This window comes from Amycolatopsis thermoflava N1165 (assembly GCF_000473265.1).
Taxonomy (GTDB): Bacteria; Actinomycetota; Actinomycetes; order Mycobacteriales; family Pseudonocardiaceae; genus Amycolatopsis_E; species Amycolatopsis_E thermoflava.
On record NZ_KI421511.1, the window covers coordinates 911,198 to 928,364 of the forward strand.

General features: G+C 71.6%; 15 protein-coding genes and 1 pseudogene. 9 read left to right on the plus strand and 7 right to left on the minus strand.

What is annotated here, in order from left to right:
* Positions 1 to 7: 7 nt before the first annotated feature.
* From AMYTH_RS0104580 to AMYTH_RS0104595, 4 genes and pseudogenes are all read right to left on the minus strand, one after another.
* Positions 8 to 1,024, minus strand: coding sequence for an S-adenosylmethionine:tRNA ribosyltransferase-isomerase (locus AMYTH_RS0104580; RefSeq protein ID WP_027929294.1), 1,017 nt, complete (start codon positions 1,022 to 1,024; stop codon positions 8 to 10).
* The gene (locus tag AMYTH_RS0104585; protein ID WP_027929295.1) at positions 1,021 to 1,701 is read right to left on the minus strand and encodes an SDR family NAD(P)-dependent oxidoreductase; all 681 of its coding nucleotides are present in this window, start codon (positions 1,699 to 1,701) and stop codon (positions 1,021 to 1,023) included. Before AMYTH_RS0104585 ends, AMYTH_RS0104580 begins: the two co-directional genes overlap by 4 nt.
* A gap of 483 nt (positions 1,702 to 2,184) precedes the next feature.
* A pseudogene (locus AMYTH_RS47660) lies at positions 2,185 to 2,510 on the minus strand (acyl-CoA dehydrogenase family protein); the annotation flags it as partial.
* A gap of 4 nt (positions 2,511 to 2,514) precedes the next feature.
* On the minus strand, positions 2,515 to 3,381 hold the full coding sequence (locus AMYTH_RS0104595; RefSeq protein WP_027929296.1) for a 3-hydroxybutyryl-CoA dehydrogenase: 867 nt from the start codon (positions 3,379 to 3,381) through the stop codon (positions 2,515 to 2,517).
* Positions 3,382 to 3,587: 206 nt separating this feature from the next.
* Between AMYTH_RS0104595 and AMYTH_RS50805 the strand changes: the two genes are divergently transcribed.
* Both AMYTH_RS50805 and AMYTH_RS0104605 read left to right on the plus strand, forming a co-directional pair.
* Positions 3,588 to 4,907 carry a CoA transferase gene (locus AMYTH_RS50805; protein WP_027929297.1) on the plus strand — a complete coding sequence of 440 codons (1,320 nt, stop codon included), beginning with the start codon at positions 3,588 to 3,590 and terminating at the stop codon, positions 4,905 to 4,907.
* A gap of 43 nt (positions 4,908 to 4,950) precedes the next feature.
* Entirely contained in the window at positions 4,951 to 6,237 is a 1,287-nt protein-coding gene (locus AMYTH_RS0104605) for an amidohydrolase family protein (RefSeq protein WP_027929298.1), read from the plus strand.
* Here the strand turns inward: AMYTH_RS0104605 and AMYTH_RS0104610 are convergent.
* Genes AMYTH_RS0104610 through AMYTH_RS0104620 form a run of 3 tightly spaced genes read right to left on the minus strand, consistent with a single transcriptional unit; the run spans position 6,155 to position 9,126 of the window.
* Entirely contained in the window at positions 6,155 to 7,486 is a 1,332-nt protein-coding gene (locus AMYTH_RS0104610; protein ID WP_027929299.1) for an MFS transporter, read from the minus strand. The genes AMYTH_RS0104605 and AMYTH_RS0104610 overlap by 83 nt on opposite strands.
* A 28-nt stretch (positions 7,487 to 7,514) precedes the next feature.
* A complete protein-coding gene (locus AMYTH_RS43930) occupies positions 7,515 to 8,120 on the minus strand; it encodes a TetR/AcrR family transcriptional regulator (protein ID WP_084022515.1) in 606 nt (201 codons plus the stop codon).
* Between the two features lie 46 nt (positions 8,121 to 8,166).
* Positions 8,167 to 9,126 (minus strand): PDR/VanB family oxidoreductase, encoded by a 960-nt coding sequence (locus AMYTH_RS0104620; protein WP_027929300.1) that lies wholly within the window; start codon positions 9,124 to 9,126, stop codon positions 8,167 to 8,169.
* 154 nt (positions 9,127 to 9,280) lie between these two features.
* Here AMYTH_RS0104620 and AMYTH_RS0104625 point away from each other — a divergent pair, with 154 nt between their 5' ends.
* Genes AMYTH_RS0104625 through AMYTH_RS0104655 form a run of 7 tightly spaced genes read left to right on the plus strand, consistent with a single transcriptional unit; the run spans position 9,281 to position 17,152 of the window.
* Positions 9,281 to 10,783 carry an aldehyde dehydrogenase family protein gene (locus AMYTH_RS0104625; RefSeq protein WP_027929301.1) on the plus strand — a complete coding sequence of 501 codons (1,503 nt, stop codon included), beginning with the start codon at positions 9,281 to 9,283 and terminating at the stop codon, positions 10,781 to 10,783.
* Positions 10,784 to 10,806: 23 nt separating this feature from the next.
* Positions 10,807 to 11,700 (plus strand): SDR family NAD(P)-dependent oxidoreductase, encoded by an 894-nt coding sequence (locus AMYTH_RS0104630; protein ID WP_027929302.1) that lies wholly within the window; start codon positions 10,807 to 10,809, stop codon positions 11,698 to 11,700.
* Between the two features lie 5 nt (positions 11,701 to 11,705).
* Positions 11,706 to 12,938 carry a cytochrome P450 gene (locus AMYTH_RS43935; protein ID WP_051362531.1) on the plus strand — a complete coding sequence of 411 codons (1,233 nt, stop codon included), beginning with the start codon at positions 11,706 to 11,708 and terminating at the stop codon, positions 12,936 to 12,938.
* A gap of 23 nt (positions 12,939 to 12,961) precedes the next feature.
* On the plus strand, positions 12,962 to 13,732 hold the full coding sequence (locus tag AMYTH_RS0104640; RefSeq protein WP_027929303.1) for a crotonase/enoyl-CoA hydratase family protein: 771 nt from the start codon (positions 12,962 to 12,964) through the stop codon (positions 13,730 to 13,732).
* Positions 13,729 to 15,216, plus strand: coding sequence for a hypothetical protein (locus AMYTH_RS43940; RefSeq protein ID WP_037323371.1), 1,488 nt, complete (start codon positions 13,729 to 13,731; stop codon positions 15,214 to 15,216). Before AMYTH_RS0104640 ends, AMYTH_RS43940 begins: the two co-directional genes overlap by 4 nt.
* Positions 15,213 to 16,844, plus strand: a complete 1,632-nt coding sequence (locus AMYTH_RS0104650) for an AMP-binding protein (RefSeq protein ID WP_051362533.1) — start codon at positions 15,213 to 15,215, stop codon at positions 16,842 to 16,844. Before AMYTH_RS43940 ends, AMYTH_RS0104650 begins: the two co-directional genes overlap by 4 nt.
* A complete protein-coding gene (locus tag AMYTH_RS0104655; RefSeq protein ID WP_027929305.1) occupies positions 16,844 to 17,152 on the plus strand; it encodes a hypothetical protein in 309 nt (102 codons plus the stop codon). Before AMYTH_RS0104650 ends, AMYTH_RS0104655 begins: the two co-directional genes overlap by 1 nt.
* Positions 17,153 to 17,167 lie beyond the last annotated feature (15 nt).

Below are 17,167 nucleotides of genomic sequence, written 5' to 3' on the forward strand. Positions count from 1 at the left end.
GCTGGGGTCAGGGCAGGAACAGGGTGGAGTCGCCGAATTCGTGCCACAGGTAGTGGTGTTCGAGCGCCGCGTCGTAGGCCGCTGTGACCAGGGGGCGTCCGGCGACCGCGGCGAGCAGTCCGAGGTGGCTGGCCTCGGGCGCGTGCAGGCCGGTGACCAGCCCGGTCACCACCCGCGGTGGCCGGGCGGGCCCGAGCACCAGCTCGGTCCACCCGGTCGCCGCGTGCATTGCGCCGCTGGTTTCGGCGGCGCTCTCCAGCGCCCGGACGACGGTGGTGCCGACCGCGATCACCCGCCGGCCCGCGGAGCGCGTCAGCTCGACCAGTCGCGCGGTCGCCTCGGGCACGGTGAACCGTTCGGCGGCCGGTGGTTCGTGCAGTTCCGGGCTGGAGACCCCGGCGTGCAGGACGATCGGGGCGACGATGACGCCGCTGGCGATCAGGCGCACCAGCAGCGGCGCGGTGAACGGGCGCCCGGCGCTGGCCATCTCGGCGCTGCCCGGCTCGGTCGCGTACACGTTCTGGTAGTCCCGCAGCGGGAACCGCCCGGCGAGGTAGCCGTAGCCGATCGGGCGGCCGTGCCGGGCCAGGTAGTCCCGTACGGGCACCTCGGGCGTGACCGCCGCGCGCCAGAGCCGTGCGCTGGTGAACGGCTCGGCGAGCGTCAGGGTGACCCCGCCGGGCAGGCGCATCCGCTCGCCCGGGTGCACCGAGAGGTCCGGGCCGCTGCCGTCCGCGAGCCGCACCTCGACCACCCAGCCGCCGTCGTCCAGGGTCGTCGAGAGGTGCACGGGCGTCGGCTTTCCGTTGCCGCGCACCGCATCCAGGGCGGCCGGCACCGTGGCGGAGGTGTTGACCACGACGAGGTCACCCGGCTCGACGAGGTCCGGCAGGTCGCGGAACCGGTGGTGCTCGATCCGGCCCGGCCGGGCGACCAGCAGCCGCACCGCGTCGCGCGGCACGCCCCGGCGTTCCGGCGGCGCCGTCGCCTCGCTGTCCGGCGGCAGCGTGAAGGGGATGGTCACGGCAGGATGTCCCGTGCCACGTAGCGCCCGCTCGGCAGGTCGCCCTCGGCGAGCCGCAGCAGCGCGGGCACGACCGTCTCCGGCGATGGCCGGTCGGAGACGTCCTCGCCGGGGAACGCCTGCTGCTGCAGGTCGGTGTTCATGTCGCCCGGGTCGCAGGCGTAGACCCGGACGTCCGGCTCCTCGGCGGCGAGGACGGCGGTGAGCTGGTCCAGGGCGGCTTTGGCCGAGCCGTAGCCGCCCCAGCCCGCGTACGGTTCGACGGCGGCGTCCGAGCTGATGTCGATGATGCGGCCGCGGCGGCGGCGCAGACCCGGCAGCAGCAGCTGGATCAGTGCCAGGGGAGCGATCGTGTCGATCGCGTAGACGCGTTCCAGTTCGGCGAGCGGGTAGTCGGCCAGCGGCGGCTGTGGGCTGGGGCCGAGCGCGCTCGCGTTGTTGACCAGTAGGTCCACCCCGTCCGGAGCGGCCTCGGCGAGGGTCGCCCGGTGCCCGGGGTCGGCGACGTCGCCCGCGATCGCGGTGACGCCGGAAACGCCGGCGAGCGCGCGCTCGAGCCGGTCCCCGTCGCGCGCGTCCGCGATCACCCGCCAGCCGCGCCGCGCGAGCGCTCCGGTCAGGGCGAGTCCGAGCCCGCGGGAGGCCCCGGTGACGACCGCGGTTCTGTCGTGTGCCATGTCGTCAGCATGAAACCTCCAGTTACCTGGAGGTCAAGAGAAAACTCCGCGCGTATCGCGGGGCGCTGACCAGGTTTTCGCGCGCGTCGTGAGAACACGGTCTGTTCGAACGGTACAGCCCGTGGAAGACCGCGCATGCACGGTCGCGGTCGTGGGACCGTGGATGGCGCCCGGCGGAAGATCCGGAACGAGGTGATCCAAGCTGAGGTTGAGTGGGGCATCTCGGTCGTTTCCAGGGTGGTGCGAACACCTCGGTATCCTGCTGGGGCTCGGAAAATGGGGCGCACGCCCGCGGCCGACAGCTACCGGGTCGAACTCACAACGCCAAGTTGCACTGGTTCAGACGCGTGGAGGCAGGGCGCCCTGCGGATCAGGAAACACCGGCAGCGTGCCCGCCGTCCCGCCTACCTCGAGAACCTGACGAGGTGCGCCAGTGGCGACGATCCGAAACGAATGCAGTCCCGCATCGCTGGTGCGCGCGGACCATCTCCGGCAGCTCCGGCTTCTTCAATTCGTCCCGCCGAAAGGATGATCGGCTGCGTCCCCAGCTTGTTCACCGCCGGGGTCAGCGACGCCGACGCGTCCACCGGCGCGACTTCCTCGATCACGAGGCACGCCGCGATCGCATCCGCGCCCTGACCCTCGTGCTCGTCGGGGATGTGCACCGCGTTGAAACCCGCGCTGTGGAGTGCTTTCAGGGCTTCGTAGAGGAAGCGCTCGTACTCATCGACGTCGGCGGCGTGGGGTGCGATTGCCCGCGCGGCCAGGGCGCGTACGGCGGCGCGGAGTTCTTCGTGCTCCTCAGGCAGTACATCAGGCGTCCTTGCGGTAGTCGTAGAAACCGCGGCCGGACTTGCGGCCGAGCAGGCCCGCGTCGACCATGCGCAGCAGCAGCGGCGGGGGAGCGTAGAGCGGCTCCTTGAACTCCGCGTACATCGACTCGGCGACGGCCTTCGTGGTGTCGAGCCCGATGAGGTCGGCCAGGCGCAGCGGCCCCATGGGGTGGGCGCAGCCGTGGACCATGCCGTTGTCGATGTCCTCGGCCGCGGCGAACCCGGACTCCAGCATGCGGATCGCCGACAGCAGGTAGGGGACCAGCAGTGCGTTGACCACGAACCCGGACCGGTCCTGCGCGTGCACCACCGTCTTGCCCAGCGTCTCCGATGCGAACTCCGCCGCGCGTTCGCGTGTCCGGTCCGCGGTCAGGAGCGAAGGGATGAGCTCGACCAGCGGCAGCACCGGAACCGGGTTGAAGAAGTGGATGCCCACCACCTGGGCGGCCCGTTCGGTGGCCACCGCCAGTTTCATGATCGGGATCGACGACGTGTTCGACGCGAGGATCGCGTCCGGCCGCTGGACGATCTTGTCCAGCCGCTCGAACACGTCGATCTTGATGTGCTCGTCCTCGGCGACCGCCTCGATCACCAGGTCCCGGTCGGCGAAGTCGTCGAGATCCGCGGTGTAGGACACGCGGCCGTCCACGGTCGCGCGGCCCTCCGCGGAGAGTTTGCCCGCGCGGGTCGCGCGGTCCAGCGACGTGCTGATCCGCTCCCGCGCTGCCGCCAGCGCCGCCTCGCCCGCTTCCGCGACGACCACGTCCAGCCCTGCCCGGGCACACACCTCGGCGATGCCGGACCCCATCAGCCCGCCGCCGACCACGCCCACCTTCGCGATGTCCATGACGACCGAGAGTAGTAGGATGACCGACTATTGGGCATATGAGTATCTGCGATCCAGCTCACGCTGCTCGTGGGTCGCATCCCCGGGTCTGAACGAGCGTTTCCCATGCGTGGTGAATCCCGGACGGAGGACCGCACGGAACACCGGTGGCGCTGCGACGTGTGTGTGACGATGTCCCGGTGCGAGGACTTCTTCCCCTGGCGGGTATGCGCCTGCGCGTGCCCGGCGCCGGGGCGGCGGCATGGCATGCGGCGCGGATGCTGGGCGGGCTGGGAGCGTCCGTGGTCTGCGAGGCGGAGAACCAGGGCTCGGCAGCCGATTGGGCGGCCTCCGGCGTCATGGCACTGACCGGGACCCGGGACGGCGATCCGGTGCTGCCGCCGGGCCAGGCGGCCAGCGCCGTGCGTGGGGCGTTGCTGGCGCTCGAGTCCCTCTGCGCGCAGGCGGGACGCCCGGTGGCGCTGCCGGGCGTGGGCGTGTTGTCGGAGCGGGCCGCGATCATGGGGTTGCGCCGCGACGCGCCACGGGCGCCGCGCGGGGCGTTCCGGGTGTTGCGGGCTGCTGACTCCTGGGTGGGGCTGAACCTGGCCCGGCCATCGGATGAGGAGTTGCTCCCGGCGTGGCTGGAGGATGCGGACCCGGTGCTGGAGGAGGTGGTCGCGCGGCGAACGGCGAGCGAGCTGGCCGAGCGGGCCCGGTTGCTGGGGTTGCCGTTCGCGGTGCTGCCTTCGGGGCCTGACGAGCAGTTGATCGCGCGTGGGCAGGTGCCGGAGGTGCGGCCGTTCGTGCTCACTGGCGGGCCGGGGACGCGGCGGGGATTTCTGCCGCCGACCTTGGTGGTGGATCTGTCGGCGTTGTGGGCGGGGCCGTTGTGCGGGCACCTGCTGACCCTGGCGGGGGCGCGGGTGGTCAAGGTCGAGAGCCTGTCCCGTCCGGACGGTGCCCGCTCGGGGGAACGGGAGTTCTACGACCTGCTGCACGCGGGGCAGGAGTCGGTGGCGCTGAACTTCGGGTCGCCGGAGGGGCGGGCGTCGCTGGCGCGGTTGGTCGAGGCGGCGGATGTGGTGATCGAGGGGTCGCGGCCGCGGGCGTTGCGGCAGCTGGGCATCGACGCCGACGAGGTGCTGGCGCGGGCGCGGGACAAAGTGTGGATCAGCATCACCGCATACGGGCGGACGGGGCCGTGGGCGAACGTGCCGGGGTTCGGAGACGACGCGGCACTGGCGGCGGGGTTGCTGGCGTTCGATCCGGTGACCGGGGTGCCGTCGCCGGTCGGGGACGCGATCGCGGATCCGGTGACGGGGGTGAACGCGGCGCTGATCGCGGTGGCCTGCCGGATGGCCGGCGGGACGTGGCTGGCGGACCTGGCGTTGCGGGAGCAGATCGCGGCCACCCTGGAGTTGCCGGGGGAGCCGGGACCGCCGGGAGAGGTGGCCGCTCCGGTGGCGCGCACCCCGGCCGGGCGGGCGCCGGAGCTGGGTGCGGACACCGGACGGGTGCTGGCCGAGCTGGGGGCGCGGTGCTGATTCAGCGCGCGGCGTGGGCGGGCGACGAGCGGGCGGTGACATCGTGCTGATCCGGCGGGCCGAGGTCGAGGGGCGCCTGACCGATGTCCGTGTCCGCGTGGAGCAGGTGGCGGAGCTGGGCGACCTGCGGCCCGAGCCGGGGGAGGAGGTCGTCGAGGCGCGGGGCGGGGCGCTGTTGCCGGGGCTGCACGATCACCACCTCCACCTGCTGTCCCTCGCGGCCGCGGCGTCGTCGGTGCGCTGCGGGCCGCCGGAGGTGCGTGATCTCAACGGGCTCGCCCGGGTGCTGCGCGCGGCCGAGGGACCGGTCCGGGGGATCGGCTACCACGAAAGCGTGGCCGGGATTCTCGACCGGCATGCGCTGGATCGGCTCGTGCCGGACCGACCGGTGCGGGTGCAGCACCGTGGCGGGGCGTTGTGGATGCTCAACACCCCTGCGCTGGCCGAGGCGGGGCTGACCGAACGGTTCCCGGACGGGCGGCTCTGGCGCGCCGACGAGGAGCTGCGAGGGTCGCAGCCGCCGCCGGATCTCGCGGTGGTCGGCAGGCGGTTGGCCGCGGTGGGCATCACCGGGGTCACCGACGCGACGCCGCGGCTGTCCGAGGACACGGTGCGCCTGCTGACGGCGTTGCCGCAGCGGGTGCGCCTTCTGGGGGTTCCCACCGGTGCCCGGCTACCGCCGGGGTTCGAGGTGGGGCCGTGGAAGATCCTGCGCCCCGACCACGAGCCACCGGACTGGGAGGCCCTGCGGGACGAAGTCGCGCGGGTGCACGCCGAGGGCCGGGCGGTCGCGATCCACGCCGTCACCCGCGAGTCGTTGGTCGTCACGCTGGGCGTGCTGAGCGAGGTGGGCACGATCCCCGGCGACCGGATCGAGCACGCCGCGATCGTGGGTGCGGAGGCGATCCCGCTGCTCGCCGAGATCAATCCCGTGGTGGTGACCCAGCCGGGGTTCGTCACCGAGCGCGAACCCGAGTACCGGCGGGACATCCCCGCCGACGAGCACGCCGACCTCTACCGCTATGCCAGCCTGCTCGACGCCGGCCTCCGGGTGGCGCCCAGCAGTGACGCGCCCTTCGCGGACGTGGACCCGTGGCGCGCCATCGCAGCTGCCGCCCGTCGCGAACTGGGCCAATCCGAACGGGTGTCTGCGCAGCGCGCGCTGGAGGGCTACCTGGCCCCGCTGTCCAACCCCGGCGGCGCGCCCCGGCACGTCACCGCCGGGGCGCCCGCCGATCTGTGCCTGCTCAGCGTTCCGCTGAGGGAAGCGCTGACCTGTCCCGACTCAGGGTTCGTGGCTGCGACGTGGTGTCGTGGCCGGCGCGCGTGATCGCCACCCCGGTCAGGCCGACCAGGGCGAGCACGACGAGCATGACGCTGAGCGCGGTCGTCTCCCCGTCCACACCGGCCAGTTGCACGGCGAGCAGCGGGATGCAGGCCGCGCCGAGCATGTTGCCGAATTCGCGGGCCAGGCCCATCCCGCTGTAGCGGTACTGGGTGGAGAACAGCTCGGTCACCAGGGTTCCGGCCGGAGCGACGATCGCCGAGGCCGCGACGCCGTTGCCCAGGAACATCGCGAGCCACAGCCCGAACGGCCAGTCCGGCTGCAGCAGGACGAAGAACGGGAACGCCAGCACGCCCGAAGCCACCATGCCGAAGGTGATGACCGGACGGCGGCCGACCACATCGGACAGCCAGCCGAACACCGGGATCAGCAGGCCGCATGAAATCTGCGCGACGAGGAGTCCGGTGAACGTCTCGGTGCGGGAGAACCCGACGTGCGTGCCGGCGTAGGAGACCACGAACACGAGGTAGAAGTAGCCGAACCCGGTCTGCGCGGTCACGATCGCGATGATCGCGAGCACCGATCGGGCCTGGTGGCGCAGGATGTGCCGGATCGGGGTGCGCGCGGTGCGGCCTTCCTGGTCGGCTTCGCGGAAGCTGGGCGTCTCCGGCAGCCGCAGCCGGACCCACAGCCCGTAGGCGACGAGCACGGCGCTGAGCAGGAAGGGAATCCGCCAGCCCCAGGCGAAGAACTGCTCGGCGGTGGTCGCCGACGACGCGGCGAGCAGCGCGAGCGTCCCGAGCATGCCGCCGAACGACGCCCCGGCCGCGGGAAGAGAACCCAGCAACCCGCGCCGCCGGTCCGGGGCGAACTCGACGGCCACCAGCGTGGCACCGCCGAACTCGCCGCTGGCGCCGATGCCCTGGAGGATGCGCAGCACCACGAGCAGGACCGGGGCCAGCCAGCCGATCGTGCCGTGGCCGGGCGCGAGTCCGATGCAGACGGTCGCGAACCCCATGAGCAGCAGGGTGAAGACGAGGACGCGCCGGCGGCCGAAGCGGTCTCCGATGCTGCCGAGGATCGAACCACCGATCGGGCGGACGAGGAAGGCGACGGCGAAGGTCGCCACGGACTGCATGGTGGCCAGGAACGGGGACGCGCCGGGGAAGAAGACCCTCGGGAAAACGGTCGCGGCCGCCGAGGCGTACAGGCTGAAGTCGTAGTACTCCAGCACCGAGCCGGCGAATGCGGCGGTGCTCGCGCGCCTGCGCGCGCCGGACTGCTCAGTGTGCATCGTTGCTCCACTTCGGGGGACGGGGAACTCATCGGGCGATCAGGTAGGGGGGAAGCACGTCGCGGAGGCGGACGGCCAGCGCCTCGGCGCTCACCGGGCGGCCGTCGCGCAGCCATTGCGCGATCACGCCCATCACGCCGGCGGCGACGTAGCGCGCCGTCACGTCCACGTCCACTTCGGGCGGAAGATCGCGAACGCCCCGCAGGGTGTGGCGGTTCCGCTCGGTGAACGCGTCCTCGACGGCGGTGAAGAACGGTGTGGCGCCGGAGCCCAGCAGCCGCTCGTAGACGGTGGCCCGCTCGGCGAGATACTCGATCACCGCGAGGAGCGAATCCAGACTGGCTTGTGCGGGGTCGCCCGGGCGGCTCGCCGCGTCGGCCACCGCGACCACGTCGAACAGGTCGGAGGTGGCAGCCACGGCCAGCGCGTCGAGGTCCGGGAAATGGGCGTAGAACGACGTTCTGTTCACGCCCGCCCGCGTCACGATCTCCTTGACCGTGACATCGGCACCTCCTTCGGCTGCGAGCTCCTGGAACGCGTTGACCAGGCGTTTCCTGGTCCGCTGGGCGCGTGCGTCGGTGCTGCCGCGCATCCGGCCGCGCAATTCGTCCTGAGGTTGCCTGCCCTGGGCCATTGCGCGAGCTTACAACTTAACGGACACTGTCCGTTAGACAGAGTCGTCAGAGATCGAGGACCAGGCGAGCACACTTCGCGCGCGACACGCAGATCATCATGGTCTCGTTCGCCTCCTGCTCCTCGGGTGTGAGCAAGGAGTCGCGGTGATCAGGTTCGCCGCCGAGCACGACGGTTTCGCACGTGCCGCAGGTGCCTTCCTGGCACGAGGACGGCACGTCCAGGCCGGCGTCCTCGAGGACTTCCAGGATGGACCTCTCCGGGGGCACGGTCAGCACCTGTCCGGACTGGGCCAGCTCGACTTCGAAGGAGTCCTTGCGCACCGGTTCGCCCATCTCCTTCGGCGCGAAGCGCTCGACGTGCAGGGTGCCCGACGGCCACCGCTCGCACGCCTGCTCCACCGCCTGCAGGAGTGGCTCCGGCCCGCAGCAGTAGACCGCCGTGTCCGGCCGTGGCTCGCCGAGGAACGCGGCGAGGTCGAGCAGTCCGGTCTCGTCCTGCGGGCGGATGCTCACCCGGTCGCCGAGCGCCGCCAGTTCGTCGCGGAACGCCATCGACCCGCGCGTCCGCCCGCCGTAGAGCAGGCGCCAGTTCGCGCCGGCGCGTTCGGCCTCGCGGATCATCGGAACCAGTGGTGTGATGCCGATGCCGCCGCCGATGAACAGGTAGTTCGCGGCCGGCGCGAGCTCGAAGTGGTTGCGCGGCCCGCGAACCCCGATCTGCGTGCCCTCGGTGAGGTGCTCATGGGCGAACGCGGACCCGCCGCGGCTGTCCGGCTCGCGCAGGATGGCGACCTGCCACGTGCCGGTGTCGTCCGGGTCGCCGCACAGCGAGTACTGCCGGACGAGGTCCTCGCCGAACTGCAGGTCGATGTGCGACCCCGGGGTCCACGTCGGCAACGCCGCGCCGCCGGGGTCGGTCAGGTGGAGGCGGACGACGCCTTCGGCAAGCGTCTCCTTGCGGCTCACCAGGAGCTTCAGGTCCACCTCGTCGTGTGTGCTCTGCACTGGATCCTCCGCCGATCGACAGTCCTGCGGGCACCTTAATCCTTGCAATCTTATACGTCTATAGCAGCTCGGTCGAATACTTCTAATCCTTGATAAGATTGCATAGTTGTGTCAGGATCGGGCACCGAGTCGACGAGGACGAAGGGAAACGCCCGTGGATGTGCTCAACTTCGTGAGCAACTCGTGGACCCCGGCGCAGGCCGGCCGGACCACACCGTTCTTCGATCCGTCCACCGGGTTGCGGCTGGGCGAGCTGGCCGACAGCTCCACCGGGGACGTCGACGCCGCGGTCGCCGCGGCCGTCGAAGCCGGGCGGACCTGGCGCGAGACGCCGCTGGCCGAGCGGGTCGCGCTGATGCACCGCGCCGCCGACATCGTCGACCGGCGCGCCGAGGAGTTCACCGGGCTGCTCGCCGCGGACACCGGGTGCGCGGTCCGGATGTCGGCCGCCCTGCAGGTCGCCGGCACCGCGATGCTGTTCCGGGAGTGGCCCAAGCTGGCGCCCTACCTCGAACGCCCCGCGGCCGCACCGATCGACGCGTCGGTGTTCCTCGGCCAGTGGGAGGTGCACCGCGAACCGCTCGGCGTGATCGCCGCGCTGACCCCGTTCAACGTGCCGATGTACGTGGTGGGGCAGAAGGCGATCCCGGCACTGCTGGCAGGCAACACGGTGGTCGTGAAGCCCTCGCCCCTGGCGCCGGTCGGGGCGCGGTTGTTCGCCGAGGTGATGGCCGAGGCCGGCCTGCCCGCCGGGGCGCTGAACATCGTCAACGGCGGGGTGACGCCGTCGCAGCACCTTGTCGCGCACCCGGACGTCGCCGGGATCTCGTTCACCGGCAGCACCGAGACCGGCAGCAAGGTCATGGCCACCGCGGCCGCCTCCCTCAAGCGCCTCCAGCTGGAGCTGGGCGGCAAGTCGCCCGCGGTGATCCTGGAGGACGCCGACTTCGAGCTCGCCCTGCCCGGCGCGGTGTTCGGCTCCGTGCTGCACGCCGGCCAGATCTGCGTCGCGACCAGCAGGCTGATCGTGCCGCGCAGCCGCTACGACGAGGCCTGCGACCGCCTGGCCGCGCTGGTCGGCGCGCTGCGCGTCGGACCGGCCACGGACCCGGACACCGACGTCGGCCCGGTCGTGTCGGCCGCCTCCGCCAAGCGAGTGCACGACATGATCGCCCGGGCGCAGGACCAGGGCGCGAAGATCGCAGGACGGGCGCGGACGCTGGGCGAGCTGCCCGAGGGCGGCTACTACGTGGTGCCGACGGTGTTGCGCGACGTCACCTCCGACATGGAGATCGCCCAGGAGGAGACCTTCGGCCCGGTGATCACCGTGCTGGCCGCGGATTCGGTCGATCACGCCGTGGAGATCGCGAACTCCACCCGCTACGGGCTGGCGGCCTCGGTGTGGGGCTCCGACCTCGTCGCGGCGCGCGCGATCGGCGCCCGGATCGAGTCGGGCACCGTCTGGATCAACGAGTACGGCATGGCGAGCGTGCCGGACTCGCCGATGCAGGGCTGGAAGGCCAGCGGCATCGGCGCCCAGTACGGCACCGCCGCCCTGGACGACCTGACCCGCACCAAGAGTTTCTACACAGCACTGGACCCCGACCCGGCGCGGCGGCCCTACGGGCTGCTCGGCGCGCAGTGGACCCGCAACTGAGAACTCCAGGAAGGACAGCAACGATGCGTCTGGCGAACAAGGTGGCGATGATCACCGGTGCGGGCTCCGGCCTCGGCCGGGTCTCGGCTCAGCTCTTCGCGCAGGAGGGGGCGAAGGTCGTCGTCACCGACATCCAGGAGTCCCGGGCGAAGGAGACGGTCGCGCTGGTGACGGAGGCCGGCGGGGACGCGATCGCGGTCAAGGCCGACGTCACCGTCGAGTCCGAAGTGGAAGCCGCGGTCAACGCTACCGTCGAGCAGTACGGGAAGCTCGACGTGATGTTCGCGAACGCGGGCATCCCGGCGAAGGGCTTCGGGCTCACCCCGTTCGAGGACATCACCGAACAGGAGTGGGACGAGACCCACGACGTCGTGCTCAAGGGCGTGTTCTTCGCCGTCAAGCACGCCGTGCGCGCGATGAAGAACAACCCGGACGGCCCGGCGGGCAGCTCGATCATCTGCACCTCCTCGGCGGCCTCGCTGGTCGGCTACCCCGGCTTCCCGCAGTACGGTGCGGCCAAGGGCGGCATCAACGCGCTGGTCCGCATCTGCGCGGCGTGGGAGATCGGCAAATACGGGATCCGGATCAACGCGATCTGCCCGACGCACGGCATGTCGGCGAACTTCATCCTGCCGCCGGAGGCGCCGGTGCTGGGCAAGTCGCACGAGGAGATGGCGCCGGAGTGGATCCCGGAGCACTCGCCGATCCCGCTCAAGCTGCCGCGCCCGCCGCGGATCCTGGACAACGCCTATCCCGCGCTGTTCCTGGCCTCCGACGAGTCGATGTACATGTCGGGCGTGAGCATCCCGGTGACCGACGGCGGCACGCTCGCCCAAGTCGCGATCCCGTTCGGCGACAACTGGCGGGAAACGATGACCGAACAGGCGGCCAAGGGCATCATGGGCGAAGGGCAGTGACCACAATGGACAAGACCATCGAGCAGCTGCGCGAGCAGCACCGCCGCGACTACGACGTCTACGCGCAGACCACCATCGCCGAGCACCTGGCCGAACTGGCCGACCGCCGGGAGAAGTGCCCGGTGAGCTTCTCCGCCGACGGCGGCTTCTGGGTGCTCTCCAGCTACGACGACATGAGCAGCGTGCTGCGGCGCAACAACCGCGGCTTCATCAGCTTCCCCAACATGCCCGACGGTTCGCAGGCGTTCGGGCAGAAGCGGATGATCCCGCTGGAGATCGACGGCTCGCTGCACCGGCAGTACCGCCAGATCCTCGAACCGTTCTTCTCCCCGGACGCGGTCGCCAAGCTGGAGCCGCGGATCCGGCGGGTGGCCAACGACCTGATCGACAACTTCATCGAGAGGGGCCGCTGCGACTTCGATCCCGAGTTCGCCTTCCCATACCCGGGCACCACGTTCATGGCGCTGATGGGCTGGCCGCTCGAGGACGCGGCGAAGCTCACCAAGTGGGTCGACATCTTCCTGCACGGCATCCCCGGCGCGCCGCAGGAGGAGACCGACAAGGCCCGCGCCGAGGCGAGCGCAGGCGTGCACGGCTACGTCATGGAGCTGATCGAGAAACGCAGGACCAACCGGACCGACGACATCACCAGTCACCTGCTGGAAGCGGAGATCGACGGCGCGCCGATCCCGTTGGAAGACCTGTTCGACCTGTTCCTGGTCATGATGCTGGCCGGGCTGGACACGGTGCAGAGCGTGCTCGGCCAGAGCATGGCCTACCTCGGCCGCAACCCGGACAAGTGGGCGGAGATGTTCTCCTCGCCGGAGAAGCTGGAGCCGGCGGTGGAGGAGCTGCTGCGGTGGTCCTCACCCGCTGTGCCGACCCGCAATGTCGCCGCCGAATCGGCGAAGGTGGGCGACCTGGAGCTGCCGAAGGGGGAGCGGGTGCACTGCCCGCTCGGCGCGGCCAACCGCGACCCGAAGTACTTCGAGGACCCGGACGAGGTCAAGTTCGACCGGCCGCCCAAGCCGCACCTCACGTTCGGGCTCGGCGCGCACCGCTGCATCGGCGTCCACCTTGCCCGGCTCGAGCTGAAGATCGCCTTCACCGAGCTGCACCGGCGGATCCCGGAGTTCCGGCTGGCCGACGGCGTGGAGATCACGGAGCACCTCGGGCTGACCTGGGGCGTGGAGAACGTCGAGCTGGTCTTCGAGCCGGGCCGCCGGGAAAACGCCTGATCTCTTCGAAAGGTACGCACATCATGGGAGTCCTGTACGAGGCCGATCCGCGCACGCACGTCGCGCTGATCACCATCGACCGCCCGGAGGCCCGCAACGCCGTCAACGGCGAGGTGGCCGCGGGGATCGAGGAGGCACTCGACCGGATCGAGGCGGACGACGACATCTGGGTATCGATCCTCACCGGCACGCCACCGGTGTTCTCGGCGGGCGCCGACCTGAAGGTGGTAGGCGCAGGCAAGGACCGGGAGATGCGGACCCGCAAGGGCGGCTTCGCCGGCCTGATCCGCCGGGAGCGGACCAAGCCGTTGATCGCCGCTGTCGACGGGCCCGCGCTCGCCGGCGGCACCGAGATCATCCTGGCGTGCGATCTGGTCGTGGCCTCCACGGCGGCCACCTTCGGGCTGCCCGAGGTGCGCCGGGCGCTGGTCGCCGGCGGTGGCGGGCTGTTCCGGCTGGGCCGGAAGATCCCGATCACCATCGCGATGGAATGGGCGCTCACCGGCGAGGCCTACTCCGCGACCAGGGCGTACGAACTGGGCCTGGTCAACGAGCTGTGCGAACCGGGCGAAGCGGTGGCGGTGGCGCGCAAGCTCGCCGAGCGGATCACCGTCAACGCGCCACTGGCCGTGCAGTACTCCCGTCAGGTCGTGCTCACCGCCACCTCGCTGCCGGACAGCGAGGCCTGGCAGATCTCGAACGAGGCGACCCGGAAGGTCGGCAAGACCAACGACGTCAAGGAAGGCGTCCGGGCCTTCATCGAGAAGCGCCCGCCGAAGTGGACGGCCTCATGAGCGCCCGGGACGTGGTGATCATCGGCGTCGGCCAGCTCCGCAACAACCGGGAGCGCGACCTGGCCCAGGCCGCCGAACCGCTCGACCTGATCGAGCGGGCCGCCCGTGCGAGTGCGGACGACGCCGGGATCGGCGCGGACCACCTCGCCCGGGTGGACGCGGTCGCGGCGGTGCAGATCATGTCGTGGTCCTACGCCGACGACGCGAAGGCGGTCGCCGACCGGCTCGGCGCCACCGGGGCGCGGTGTGTCACCTCCGGTGCCGGCGGGCACCAGCCGGTCGAGATGCTCACGCGCCTCGCCGAGCAGGTGGCCGCCGGGGAAGCCGACCTCGCTCTGCTGTGCGGCGGGGAGGCGCAGTCCTCGCTGGAGCTGTTCCAGCGGGCGGAGGCCGACATCCCGTGGTCGCGCGAGCCGGGCGGTCCGGGCAAGTTCAGCCGGGACGTCGGCGGCACCGAGCGGATGTGGGACCTGGGGCTGGTCGGGCCGATCCGGATCTACCCGCTGTTCGAGAACCGGCTGCGGTACGAGCTGGGCCAGTCCTTCGCGCAGGCGCAGGAGTGGTCGGCCCGGATGTACTCGGAGTTCAGCGCGGTCGCGGCACGCAACGACGCGGCGTGGCACCCCACGCCGCGCACGCCGGACGAGATCGCGACGGTGGGCCCGAAGAACCGGATGATCTGCTTCCCGTACCCGCTGCTGATGAACGCCACCGCGAAGGTCGACCAGGCCGCGGCGATCCTCGTCGCCAGCGCCGAGGAGGCGGACCGGCTGGGCGTGCCGGAATCCAAGCGCATCCATCTGTGGTCGGCCGCCTCCGACCGCGACTGCGAGGACGTGCTGGAACGGCCGGCCTTCGGGGCCTCGGCCGGCCTGGCGAAGGCCCTCGACCAGGCGCTGGACGGCGCCGGGCTCGCCGCGGGCGACGTGGACGTGCTGGACCTGTACAGCTGCTTCCCGGTGGTGCCCAAGCTCGCCGCGCTGCACCTTAAGGTCACGGACCGGCCGTTGTCGGCGACGGGCGGGCTGACGTCCTTCGGCGGGGCGCACAACAACTACTCCTCGCACGCGCTGGTCGCGGTGACCCGCGAGCTGCGCCGGACCGGCGGCACCGGCCTGGTGTACGCCAACGGCGAGTACGTCACCCGGCACTCCGTCGTCGTGCTGTCCGGCCGGGCCCGGCCCGAAGGTTTCGTGTCCGCGGCGGCCACCGGGGAGCCCGAGACGGTCACGGTGGTCGACGACTACACCGGCGAAGCCGTGGTGGAGACGTTCACCGTCGAGTACGACCGGGAGGCCAATCCCGCGCGCGGGTACGTCGTGGCCAGCCTGCCCGGCGGCCGCCGGACCGGGGTACGCGTGTCCAAGAAGGACACCTACACGCTGGGCGAGCTGGTCCGCGAAGACACCGAACCCATCGGGCGAAGGGGCCGGATCACCGAATCGGGCGGCCGCCGCACCTTCGCCCTGGAGGGATCCGCATGACCGCCACCGTGGAAGCGCAGACCGGCACGTTCGGCTACCTCGCGCTGTGGGACGCCATCGCCGGGGTGGTGGGCGAGCGCGACTGCCTCGTGCAGAACGGGCGACGGCAGAGCTGGGCGCAAACCCGGGAGCGCACGCTCGCACTGGGCTGGTGGCTCACCGCGCGCACCGAAGGCCGTCGCGCGGGTGAGCACCAGCCGTGGGAGTCGCCCAACGATCTCGTCGGCGTCTACGTGCGCAACCGGCCGGAGTTCCTGGAGACCGTTCTGGGCTGCTACCGCGCCCGGTGCGCCCCGTTCAACGTCAACTACCGGTACCGCGCCGCCGAGCTGGCCTACCTGCTGCGTGACGCCGCCCCGGCGGTGCTGGTGTACCAGCAGGAGTTCGCGCCCGTGCTGCGCGAGGCTCTGGCCGGTCTGGCCGCGGCGCCGGTGCTGGTGTGCGTGGCCGACGACTCGGGCGAGCAGCCGGTCGCCGGGTCGGTGGACTACGAGCAGGTGATCGCCACCGCGGTGGCGCCCCCGGTGGAGCGGGTTCCCTCGGGCGACGACGTGCACGTGCTCTACACGGGCGGTACCACCGGCATGCCCAAGGGCGTGATCTGGCGCCAGCGCGACGCGATCCCCGGCCCGTGCGGGATCACCGTCGGCTCGATCGCGCAGGCGGTCGAGGGCGCGCCCCGCCGGGAGTGGCTGCGGGCCCTGCCCGCGCCGCCGCTGATGCACGGCACCGCGCTGTGGTACGCGTTCAATGCCTGGTCCAGCGGCGGCACGGTGGTGCTGGGGGACAACCCGGTGCACTTCGACGCCGCCGAGATGGTGGGCACGCTGCGGCGGGAGCGGATTTCGTCGCTGGCGATCGTCGGGGACGTCTTCGCGCGGCCGTTGCTCGACGCGCTGGCCGCCACGCCGGAGCCGCCGGAGCACCTGCGGTTCGTGTTCTCCAGCGGCGCGGTGCTCTCACAGCGGTCGTGGGCCGGGTTCCGCGAGCGCTTCCCGCGAGCGACGATCATCAACGCGCTCGGCTCGTCCGAGACCGGCCCGCAGGCCAACCAGACCGGCGGGGACGCGACCTTCACGGCCGGCCCGAACACGTTCGTGCTCGACGAGAAGACCGGCGTCCTGCGCGACCGGACCCGGCCCGGGCAGGGCCTGCTGGCCAACGGAGGGTTCCTGCCGCGGGGCTACCTCGGCGATCCGGAGCGCACCCGCATGACGTTCCGCACCATCGGCGGCCGCTACCTGGCGGTGTCCGGCGACCGCGCGGAGATCGACGCGGACGGCGCGGTGACGTTCCTCGGCCGGGACGCCACCGTCATCAACACCGGCGGCGAAAAGGTCTACGCCGAGGAGGTCGAGTCCGTCCTGCTGGCCCACCCCGGCGTCGCCGACGCCCTCGTGCTGGGCCGCCCCAGCGAACGCTGGGGAAGCGAGGTGGTCGCGCTGCTGGTCGCCGACGGCAGCGACGACACCGTGTCCGATGCCGCCTTGACCGCCGCCGTGAAGGCGCAGCTGGCCGGCTACAAGGCACCCAAGACGTTCCTGCGCGTGCAGAAGATCCGGCGGTACGACAACGGAAAGCCCGACTACGCCTGGGCTCGCGCGCAACTCGAGCGAGGAGACGAATGATGTTGGTCAGGGTTGGCGACCGGCTGGCGAGCGCGGTGTGCGGCACGCAGGTCATCGTGGTGCGCCCGCCCCGCAAGGCGGTCACGATCACCTGCGGCGGCGAGCCGATGCGCCCGCTCGCCGAGGCGCCCGCCAAAGGGCAGGGCACCCCGGTGGACACCGAACGCGGCACCCTGCTCGGCAAGCGCTACATCCACCCCGAGTACGGGCTGGAACTGCTGTGCACCAAGCCCGGCGACGGAACGCTGCGGGCCGACGGCGTGATCCTCGAGATCAAGGAAGCCAAGTCGCTCCCGTCCTCGGACTGAAGCGCGGAGGGAGGG

What these genes read in the sequence shown, in the direction of transcription:
- AMYTH_RS0104610 (WP_027929299.1), bottom strand. Translation starts at nt 7,486, where the DNA reads ATGCACACTGAGCAGTCCGGCGCGCGCAGGCGCGCGAGCACCGCCGCA.
- AMYTH_RS43930 (WP_084022515.1), bottom strand. Translation starts at nt 8,120, where the DNA reads ATGGCCCAGGGCAGGCAACCTCAGGACGAATTGCGCGGCCGGATGCGC.
- AMYTH_RS0104650 (WP_051362533.1), top strand. Translation starts at nt 15,213, where the DNA reads ATGACCGCCACCGTGGAAGCGCAGACCGGCACGTTCGGCTACCTCGCG.
- AMYTH_RS0104585 (WP_027929295.1), bottom strand. Translation starts at nt 1,701, where the DNA reads ATGGCACACGACAGAACCGCGGTCGTCACCGGGGCCTCCCGCGGGCTC.
- AMYTH_RS0104595 (WP_027929296.1), bottom strand. Translation starts at nt 3,381, where the DNA reads ATGGACATCGCGAAGGTGGGCGTGGTCGGCGGCGGGCTGATGGGGTCC.
- AMYTH_RS50805 (WP_027929297.1), top strand. Translation starts at nt 3,588, where the DNA reads ATGCGCCTGCGCGTGCCCGGCGCCGGGGCGGCGGCATGGCATGCGGCG.
- AMYTH_RS0104640 (WP_027929303.1), top strand. Translation starts at nt 12,962, where the DNA reads ATGGGAGTCCTGTACGAGGCCGATCCGCGCACGCACGTCGCGCTGATC.
- AMYTH_RS0104630 (WP_027929302.1), top strand. Translation starts at nt 10,807, where the DNA reads ATGCGTCTGGCGAACAAGGTGGCGATGATCACCGGTGCGGGCTCCGGC.
- AMYTH_RS43935 (WP_051362531.1), top strand. Translation starts at nt 11,706, where the DNA reads ATGGACAAGACCATCGAGCAGCTGCGCGAGCAGCACCGCCGCGACTAC.
- AMYTH_RS43940 (WP_037323371.1), top strand. Translation starts at nt 13,729, where the DNA reads ATGAGCGCCCGGGACGTGGTGATCATCGGCGTCGGCCAGCTCCGCAAC.
- AMYTH_RS0104655 (WP_027929305.1), top strand. Translation starts at nt 16,844, where the DNA reads ATGTTGGTCAGGGTTGGCGACCGGCTGGCGAGCGCGGTGTGCGGCACG.